This is a genomic window from Brevibacterium sp. Mu109 (genome assembly GCF_900169375.1).
Classification (GTDB): domain Bacteria; phylum Actinomycetota; class Actinomycetes; order Actinomycetales; family Brevibacteriaceae; genus Brevibacterium; species Brevibacterium yomogidense_A.
On the sequence record NZ_FXZF01000085.1, the window covers coordinates 1 to 1,678 of the forward strand.

2 protein-coding genes are annotated in these 1,678 nt (G+C 66.8%); both read left to right on the plus strand.

The genetic code is table 11. From position 1 onward, the window contains the following. Positions 1-343: 343 nt before the first annotated feature. On the plus strand, positions 344-691 hold the full coding sequence (locus BSP109_RS16505) for an HNH endonuclease (protein ID WP_374700181.1): 348 nt from the start codon (positions 344-346) through the stop codon (positions 689-691). A gap of 178 nt (positions 692-869) precedes the next feature. Beyond that, positions 870-1,678, plus strand: an 809-nt coding sequence (locus BSP109_RS16510) for a universal stress protein (protein ID WP_101602048.1), incomplete at its 3' end; no start/stop codon positions are given.

Consider the following 1,678-nt stretch of genomic DNA (forward strand, 5'->3'; position numbering starts at 1 on the left):
TGAACGGAAACCGAAGTTTCCGTGACGCGAGTCGTATGAATTGGGTCACGGGCGCGCGCCGCGTTACTCTGGAGAAGATTGAGTTCAATAAATGGTGGACACCAAGTGGTGTCAACCGCTGATGCGAAGGAAAGCAGATGGGGCATACTCGAATAATTCGAATAGCCGCTCCAGTCTCTGGTGCGGAGTACATATCTGTGTCTGTGTCCGATTCCAAGGCGTTGTGCTGGTGCACGACGCCTTTTGCGTTCCCTGGGCGCGGTGCCCTCCCGGCACAGGCCACAGCGGGCGGGTCAGACACACTCCTCGGGTTCCCATCGCCGAGCAGAAGAGGGGGCGGGATATGAAGACTCTCGTGCTCAACGTCAGACCCCCGCGTGACCGCAGGGTGTCCCTGTCCCGGCGCGGCGTCCTGCGCCGTGACAACCACCGCTGCGCGTACTGCACCCGGCCCGCGAGCACCGTCGACCACGTCGTCCCCCGCTCCCGCGGCGGCGGCAACACGTGGGAGAACCTCGTGGCGTGCTGCCGTGACTGCAACAACCGCAAGGGCGACCGCACCCTGTCCGAGATCGGCTGGAAGCTCGGGTTCCGACCTCAGGAGCCTCGGCTGGGACAGTTCTGGATGCGCGGGATCGACAAGCCCGTCGAGCAGTGGCGGCCCTTCCTCGAGATGAACCACGCCGCCTGAGGCCTGCAGCGACCCCGTATGGTGGTTGCGGCGCTCGGGCCTGTAGGCGTCTCACCGGTGAGGATGCTGTCCGCAGTGTGGCCGGAATCGGATAACGATGTGACATCGGGCGTCGTTCGCACGGCTTTGTGATCTAGGGTGGACTCAGAGAAATTCGCTGCGACATGAGGAGCGTGCGATGTCAGAGCAGGACCGCAGTCACGATGCCGCGTCGTCGCCTGCCGGTGAGCCCGAAGCGGTGGTCGTCGGCATCGACGGGTCACCCCCGAGCAGGAATGCGCTCCACTGGGCCATCCAGGAAGCGCGTTCGCTGGGCATGCCGATCCGACTCGTCGGGGCGTACACCATTCCCAGCGTCGCCGCTGCCGCGATCGACGTCTCCTATGTCCCCATCGACGACTCGGCGATCCGTGCCTCGGTGACGACGATCCTCAAGGAGGCCGCCGCCGAGGTCAAAGCCGCCGGTGTGCCTGTCGAGGCCGTCATCGAGGTCGGCGATGCCGCCGGCGTCCTCATCGAGGAGTCGAAGACGTCGTGCCTCGCCGTCGTCGGCTCCCGCGGTCGCGGCGGCTTCGCCGGACGCCTCCTCGGCACCGTCTCGAGCGCCCTGCCCGCCCACTCGGCCTGCCCGACGGTCGTCGTCCCCGCGTCGTGGCAGGCGGAGACGGAGAAACCCGCCCACCCCACGTCCTCGCGGCCGATCCGGCAGGACGGCTTCGAGGTCGAGCAGACCGATCCCGAAGCCGAGGCCATCGAAGGCCTGCGCTTCGACGGCAAGGTCGTCGTCGGAGTCGACTCCCTCGGCGCCGAGTCCCCGGCGCTGTGGAAGGCGGCACGGCTCGCGGTGCGCCGCGGCTCGCCGCTGCACATCGTCGCAGTCATCACGACGACGGTGATCGGCCCCGAATGGCTGCCGAGCACCGCTGATCTCGAACGCCTCATCAACGAGGGCGCGGACAAGCTCGTCGTCGCCAAACAGCGGGTACA